The organism is Evtepia gabavorous (genome assembly GCF_003425665.1).
Taxonomy (GTDB): Bacteria; Bacillota; Clostridia; order Oscillospirales; family Oscillospiraceae; genus Evtepia; species Evtepia gabavorous.
Genome location: NZ_QQRQ01000006.1, coordinates 115,133 through 122,308, shown reverse-complemented (window position 1 = coordinate 122,308; position 7,176 = coordinate 115,133). Strand labels below are relative to the sequence as shown.

The 7,176-nt window shown below is 54.5% G+C and carries 6 protein-coding genes; 5 read left to right on the top strand and 1 reads right to left on the bottom strand.

Annotated features, from left to right (window positions below):
- Together DV520_RS12300 and cutA are read left to right on the top strand one after the other, a co-directional pair.
- Positions 1-743, top strand: a 743-nt coding sequence (locus DV520_RS12300; protein WP_165850047.1) for a DUF1579 domain-containing protein, incomplete at its 5' end; no start/stop codon positions are given.
- Complete coding sequence (cutA, locus tag DV520_RS05585) at positions 721-1,053, top strand: divalent cation tolerance protein CutA (RefSeq protein ID WP_021918860.1); 333 nt, start codon at positions 721-723, stop codon at positions 1,051-1,053. The genes DV520_RS12300 and cutA, both read left to right, overlap by 23 nt.
- A 59-nt stretch (positions 1,054-1,112) precedes the next feature.
- Here the strand turns inward: cutA and DV520_RS05580 are convergent, their stop codons facing one another.
- Complete coding sequence (locus tag DV520_RS05580) at positions 1,113-2,018, bottom strand: hypothetical protein (RefSeq protein WP_117142064.1); 906 nt, start codon at positions 2,016-2,018, stop codon at positions 1,113-1,115.
- Positions 2,019-2,963: 945 nt separating this feature from the next.
- Here DV520_RS05580 and DV520_RS12530 point away from each other — a divergent pair.
- From DV520_RS12530 to DV520_RS05560, 3 genes are all read left to right on the top strand, one after another.
- Positions 2,964-3,281 (top strand): helix-turn-helix domain-containing protein, encoded by a 318-nt coding sequence (locus tag DV520_RS12530; RefSeq protein ID WP_242984653.1) that lies wholly within the window; start codon positions 2,964-2,966, stop codon positions 3,279-3,281.
- A gap of 1,175 nt (positions 3,282-4,456) precedes the next feature.
- Positions 4,457-5,878, top strand: coding sequence for an FAD-binding oxidoreductase (locus DV520_RS05565; protein WP_117142062.1), 1,422 nt, complete (start codon positions 4,457-4,459; stop codon positions 5,876-5,878).
- A gap of 154 nt (positions 5,879-6,032) precedes the next feature.
- Entirely contained in the window at positions 6,033-7,079 is a 1,047-nt protein-coding gene (locus DV520_RS05560; protein WP_117142061.1) for a RelA/SpoT domain-containing protein, read from the top strand.
- The last annotated feature ends 97 nt before the right edge of the window (positions 7,080-7,176 follow it).

The window sequence follows — 7,176 nt, the reverse complement described above, 5'->3', positions numbered from 1 at the left end:
TTCCCGCTGCCCAGGCGGCGACCTGTTCTCCGGGCTTTTCAGATCAGGCACAGTTTCCCGCCGGCACGGCGGGGTACGCCCTGACAGCTGTTCAGACGGGGATTCTCCCAGGCCACACCGGCGGCCGCTTCCATCCCCGTGCCCCCCTCTCCCAGACGGAGGCGGAGGCAATGGCCCTTCAGGTCCAGAGGATCATGGCCGGAGAGGGCATCCCCACCTTCCGCTGCCGCCTCCGCCACTATGACGAGGACACCATGGTCCAGATGCTGGACCCCGCCCTTCGCCTGCGGATGGTGGAGGGACGGGTTTACGCCTGTGTACGGGACCTGTTTCAGGCAGAGGCCCAGCTGCGCTTTCAGCGGGGGCTGAGTTCCCTGCCCCCTGCAGTGGGCTATCCCGCCCGCTGGTCTCCCCGCCGGCAGCAGGTGGACCTGGAGAAAAACATGGTCTACGCCTACCGGGCGGGATGGGACCGCTGTCTCCAGGGAACCCGCCCCGGGGACCTGGAAACCCATCCTGATGCCTCCACCCTGTTGGCCCCGGCCCGGCTGCTGTTTGGGGAGCTGATGGTCCCGGTCTATGATTTCCGCGCCAAGGGCAAGGGACATTGGCATCCCTGGCAGGGGGACTGGGACCCCGACTCCCGCATCCTAACCCTCAACACCTATTACCCAGACGGCGTGGGCGTCTCACCCCCCTCGCCGGGAAAGGAGACCCCACATGCGCCCGTTTTCCTATTGTAAGCTGGAGATCTTTCTCCCCGCCTCCCATCTCTCCCCCTTGGAAACCGCTCTGCGGCAGGTGGACGCCGGACACATCGGGGCCTATGACAGCTGTCTGTCCTATTCCCCGGTCACCAGCTGTTGGCGCCCCCTGGCGGGAACCACCCCATATCTGGGAACCCAAGGGGCTCTCAGCCGGGAGCAAGAACTGAAGGTGGAAGTCACCTGTCAAACAGAGCGGGTGGAAGCCACTGTGGCCGCCATCCGGGCCGTACACCCCTACGAGGAGCCGGTCATCAACGTGATTCCCCTGTATCAGGTTGGCCTCTGACCCCGTTTCAGAAGGCGGGGGCTCTGGGATAAACCCAGAGCCCCCGCCTTTTTCTGTTCTCACCCCTGAAAGCGAAGGAACGTCACCCCCGCCTCGGGAGAATAGACGATCATCTGCTCTGTGCTCCCCACCAATTCCTGCTCCACCCCCACCTGCTGCATCAAAAGGCCAAAGGTGTCGTGGAGCCCCAGCGCCTCCTCCAGGTTATAGACGACGGCATAGGCGGGATTGTCCCGCCAGATGGCGTTCATCAGCGCCGCAGGGTCCACCATGCCGTTGGTCTCCAGTTCCCGGTGGAGCTGCATCAGCTCAAACAGAGCCACGCAGAGGTGGCGTCCCGCGAAAAACAGATAGCCCAGGGTATGATGGATGCCGTGGGTCCGGTCATAGTCGGTTTGCAGGGCCCACTCCTGCACCATTACCGGCAGGTCCCCCTGTCCGATGGGATAGCAGACCGCCAGCAATTCCCGGCACTGATCGGTCTCGATCCAGTACACCCCGTTGAGCAGCCTCTTGTGGCGCACAGTATTCCCCCGGGGCGTGTGGAGGGGCACCGGGTAGGGTCCAAAATACTCCGGGTGAAGCTCCATCCCGTATACCGCGGTGTCACGGAGGGCGCTCTGCTCCGGCAGGGGCAGGCCGTGCTGAAGCCGGTATTTATACAGCTCATAGCGCACGATTCTATGTCCATTGTCCGCCTCATCCAGGGCGTAGGACAGGAGCATGGGATACTGGGGAAGGGGAACCCCATAAGTCTTTGCCTCCCGGGGGATGGCCGGAGAATCCCGCCGGACCACGTAATACTCCCCCGGCAGGCGGAACGCCCCCGCCGGGTCCTTGGCGGCCACGTAATATACCCCCGGCCCCTCCTGTTCAATTCTAATCACCCGGCCCAGGCCGTCCAGCTCGTCGCCAAGGCGGAAGGGCAGTTCGGGGTACTCTGCGGCGGTATTTTCTCTGTCCATCCTATTCTCCAATCCTGGTGGTTTGTTGCTGTGTTTTGCGGCGGCAGGGGGGGAGTGGGGGGCTTCCCTCGCCGTTGGAACGGACGGGAACGGTGCCCTCCCGGGCGGGGCCCTATTTCTTGGAAGAAATAGGGGAAAGAACACTCGGGGCGCTGCCCCGAGACCCCGCCGGGGAAAAGAGTTTCTTTTCCCCGAACCCTTTTTCTCTGGACTGTTGTAGAAGCAGCGTGGGTTTTCTGTTGGCCTACCTGGCCTGCGGCCTCTAAGACCAACGCCTCATGGCCCGCCCACCAGCTCGGGCGGGCGGGAGAAGTGGTTTGTTGACGGTAGGAAAGCATGGAAAATCGAAAGGCTACTCTCCGCCTTCTCCCAAAGGGTACCCACTCACATCCCCAGCCCGCCCAGCCGGTGGGCGGGCCGTTACCAGCGTGACAACGAGAGGGCCGCAGGCCAGGTATCCTGTAAGAAGTACAGCCTTTCCCCCACGCACCCACCAGAGAAGGGGGTCCCGGGGGAGGAACCTCCTCCCCCGGGGGTTCTTTCCCCCATTTCTTCCCAAGAAATGGGGCTCCGGCTGGGCAAGCCAAGGTTCCCTGCCGTTCCAACGGCGATGGAAACACCCCACAACCGCCCCCAACCTAAACACACGGAGAAATCTTTCCTCCACAACAGAAGATGCCACTCACATGATTGAGAGCCTTCCCTGGTACCATCCTCGGTATTCTTTCCACACATCAAACAGAGGCGCAGCACTTTTTGACAACCCTTTTCACGAAGCGATTCTATTCCTTTCGGGAGTATACGGCAAAGTACAACCGCATTCCACCTCTCACCAGCAGATTCCAGATTCAATCTTGCAGAAATGCCGATTTTCGCATAATTTAAGGTATTCATTCTGTCTACTGCTGTCGAAAAAAGTTGTATGCTTGTACAGGGTGATGCCTCGTGGTGGACTATGCAAGCTATATCCGTAACCGCATTACGGAACTCCGCATACAAAAGGACGTTTCGGAATATCGCATGAGCTTAGACCTGGGCCAAAACCGAAACTATATTCAGGGGATCACATCAGGAAAGGCATTGCCCTCCATGGCGCAGTTTCTTAATATATGCGAATACTTCGGAATAACCCCTATGCAGTTTTTCGACCAGGGGGCACTCCATTCACAGCGACATTCCAACGCGTTGACTTCTACGGAAGCACTGGAATCCCACGATATGCAGTTAATGCAGCGCCTGTTTGAACGGCTGCAACAGAAATAACACCAAATTTTAAGACGCTGCTTTTAAGCAGCGTCTTTTTATAAATTTTTATAAAGATTTGCTGTAAGGGTCAAAAAAGTGGTACACGGAGTACCTCCTGAACGGAACTGTTCTGATCCCCTTATAAACAAAAAACTGCCCCCGTCAAAGTGACCGCAAAAATTGACAATCTGCGACACAGCATGCTATGATGAATGTGCCCCAAAGCGGGGCCAGAAAGAGGCGCTGTTACATAGACGGCGGTTAGCCACTTCCCTGCGAAGGGAGGTGAGGCTGGATGGGAAACTTCCTCTGGAAGTTTTTTGTATGCTTGGTCTTTGCGGCCTACATACTCTCCATAAAAGCGTGCTGACCGCTTGGTGGCACCCAAACGGTCAGCTTAGAAACTAAGTTAGATATGTGGGGCTAACCGCAGTGGCAACGCCCTTTCTGTTTTTATTATATCACCCTTCCCCGGTTTGTCAAGGGAACAGACCGGGGACCTTTTATCCGATCCAAAAGGAATGCAGAGGAAATGTGCAACAATCCCCTCTCATTGACAATCTTCAACACAGCATGCTATGATAAACGTGCCCCGAAAGGGGACAGAAAGAGGCGCTGCACAAAACGGCAGGCGGTTTAGCCACACCCTCCGAAAGGAGGTGAGGCCCATGCCCATTACGATTACGTTACATATCTTCGGATACACCGTAACGATTCGCATCAAAGGTAGAAACCGCCACTCGGCCAAGTGACGGTTTCTAATGCTTTTATTAGATTCACTTCACAGGGCTAAACCGCTTGTTGCAGCGCCCTTTCTGTTTTTATGATAGCAGTCCCGCTCTGGTTTGTCAAGGGAACTGGCCAGAGGCTTTTTCCCCGATTTGAAAGGGATGCGGAGGGAATGCACAAAAGGCCCCTTATAAGCTACATCAAGCGATCTCCAACCATTTCAACCGACACAGCCGCCTGATTGACGCCATCTTCATCCACTGCATGGCGGGCGATGGAACAGTTTGTCCGGCAGGGCATTTCGTCTTATCTTGACATCATTCCCGTTCTGTGCCAAAATACTATGCTGTTCAAACGGGAGAATACAGTTCTTCCCCCCACAGCCTCCAGGCGGGCTGTGGGCATTAGATTTTCATCGGGTCGGGCACCGGTCCGCCCATACACGCAAAAGGAGGTTGGCCGTTATGGCTTCCTATCAACCTGTCACCCAAGAGTTCCTGGCACAACTGGAATCCATTGTCCCCGGCCGGGTCACTGCCGGCAGTGAGGTCAATCCCGACTACGGTCGGGATGAAATGCCCATCTACGGGGTCCATCCCCCCGAGGCTGCCGTGGAAATTCTCTCCACGGAAGAGGCTGCGGCGGTGGTGAAACTCTGCTATGCACACAACATCCCCGTCACCACCCGGGGCGCTGGCACAGGGCTGGTGGGCGGCTGCGTCCCTGTTTTTGGAGGCGTGGTCCTCAGCACCGCCCGCATGAACCGGATTCTGGGATATGACCTGGAAAATTTCACGGTCACAGTCCAGCCCGGGGTTTTGCTCCAGCAACTGGCGGAGGACGCTCTGTCCCACGGATGTCTTTATCCCCCCGATCCCGGAGAAAAGCTGGCCACACTGGGAGGCAATGTCTCCACCAATGCCAGCGGGATGCGAGGGGTGAAGTACGGGGCCACCCGGGACTACGTCAAGGCCATGACCGTGGTGCTGCCCACCGGAGAGGTCACTCAGTTTGGCTCCGCCGTCTCCAAAACCAGCTCGGGCTACAACCTGCTCCACCTGATGATCGGTTCGGAGGGCACCCTGGGCATCATCACCGAGCTGACCTTAAAGCTGATCCCCGCGCCGGGGGCCACCATCAGCTTGGTGGTGCCTTTCGCGGACCTGCCCACCTGCATTTCCACCGTGCCCAAACTGCGCCACAGCCATCTGAATCCCCAGGCCATTGAGTTTTTTGAAAAGGAGATTCTAATTACCTCCGAGACCTATTTGGAAAAACAAGTCTTCCCCCGGGTCATTGAGGGGACCGACGTGGGCGCCTACCTCCTCATCACCTTTGACGGAGATTCCATGGAGGCCCTGGAGCCCACCATTGAACGGGCGGCCACCCTACTGCTGGAAGAGAGTGCCCTGGATGTTCTGGTGGCGGACACCCCCCAAAAGTTAAAAGAGGCCTGGGCCGCCCGCTCCTCCTTCCTGGAGGGGATCGAGGAACAGACCAAGCTCCTGGACGAGTGCGACGTGGTGGTGCCCGTGACCAAGATTCCAGACTATGTGGTTTTCGCGGATCAGCTGGCCAAGGAATATGACTTCCGCCTGCAATCCTTTGGCCACGCTGGGGACGGCAACCTGCACATTTACACCTGCTCCAACGACATGGAGCGGGAAGAATTTCTGCGCCAAGTGGACGATTTTATGACCAAGCTCTACGCCAAGACCATGGAGCTGGGCGGTCAAATCTCCGGCGAACACGGCATCGGCCGGGGGAAAATCAAATACCTGGCCCAGGCCGCAGGGGATACCAACATTGCCCTGATGCAGGGCATCAAGGCGGTGTTCGACCCCAAAATGATTTTGAATCCGGGCAAAATTTTTCCCATGCCCTAAATTGGCCCCGAATTTCAGACACAAAACGCCGGAAGCACCCCTATGTGCTTCCGGCGTCACGTTTTCCAAGAATGTTAGTAGGAGGTTGTCTTTGCCATTGATGATTGATATAATAAAAACAAAGTATTTTCATCTGTAAGGGAGAAACATAAAAGTGCCAGAAATAAAGCAGCAGCGATGGAAAATTGTTGAATATTCAAAACGTCAAATCAATGATGCCGGTAATATTATTCGCAAAGATAACACAACAGCAGAAGAATTAGCTTTTGCAACCCAAGTGATTGATAACTGGAGAGCAGCTCATGCCTATCCAATGCACGTTATCTACATACACTTGCGGAGGATGGCTGCGCCTCGCAACGATATCCTTGTTGTCGAGCGTCTAAAGCGATTAGATTCAATCATTGGAAAACTCAGAAGAGAAACAAGAATGGATCTGTGGCGAATGCAAGACTTGGGTGGATGCAGATTTATCACTCCCTCTGTTGATGAAGTGTTTCACTTTGCAGAAGAATACAAAAAATCCCGTGTTCGACATGAATATAAACGTACATATGATTACATTCATAATCCAAAACCATCAGGCTATCGCTCTCTTCACCTTGTATACAAGTACCATAGCGAAAAAAAGGATGCTTACAACCAAAATATGTTAGTTGAAATCCAATTTCGCAGCCGCTTACAGCACGTTTGGGCAACTGCATTGGAAACCATGGGATTGTTTACAAAGCAGGCATTGAAAGCAGGGCAAGGGGCAGGGTATGTAAAGCGCTTTTTTGTATTAGTTTCTTCACTATTTGCGATGCGGGAAAATTGTCCAATCATTCCCGGTACTTTTAAAGATGAAAATGAGTTAGTTTCAGAAATTGAACAGATCAACGACCAGTATCATTTGCTTGAAATTCTAAGCGCTATTAGAGTCGCCCTTGACCATGAAAATGGGGTCAAATTAGACAAAAAGGGGTATTATGTTCTGATTTTGAACTATATCACACGAAAACTCCGTATTCGTTATTTTTCTCCCAGCCAAATTGATGAAGCCAATACTCTATATACTCAGATTGAAAGCAATCATGCAGAAGATGAAATAGATGCTGTTCTTGTTCGCGCTGCGTCGTTTAGTGAATTAAAGGCCGCTTATCCAAATTACTTTGCCGATATTGGCGAATTTTTGGATTTAGTTCAAGCACATCTCAAATAAAATAATTTTTTATTGACTTAAGAAAGGGGATCGGCAAAATCCGTCCCAACTTGGGACACAAAAAGGGGTGCGTCCACACGGAATGCCCCCTTAGGGA

Coding starts and splice junctions, on each gene's coding strand:
- DV520_RS05565 (WP_117142062.1), top strand. CDS start 4,457: ATGGCTTCCTATCAACCTGTCACCCAAGAGTTCCTGGCACAACTGGAA.
- cutA (WP_021918860.1), top strand. CDS start 721: ATGCGCCCGTTTTCCTATTGTAAGCTGGAGATCTTTCTCCCCGCCTCC.
- DV520_RS05580 (WP_117142064.1), bottom strand. CDS start 2,018: ATGGACAGAGAAAATACCGCCGCAGAGTACCCCGAACTGCCCTTCCGC.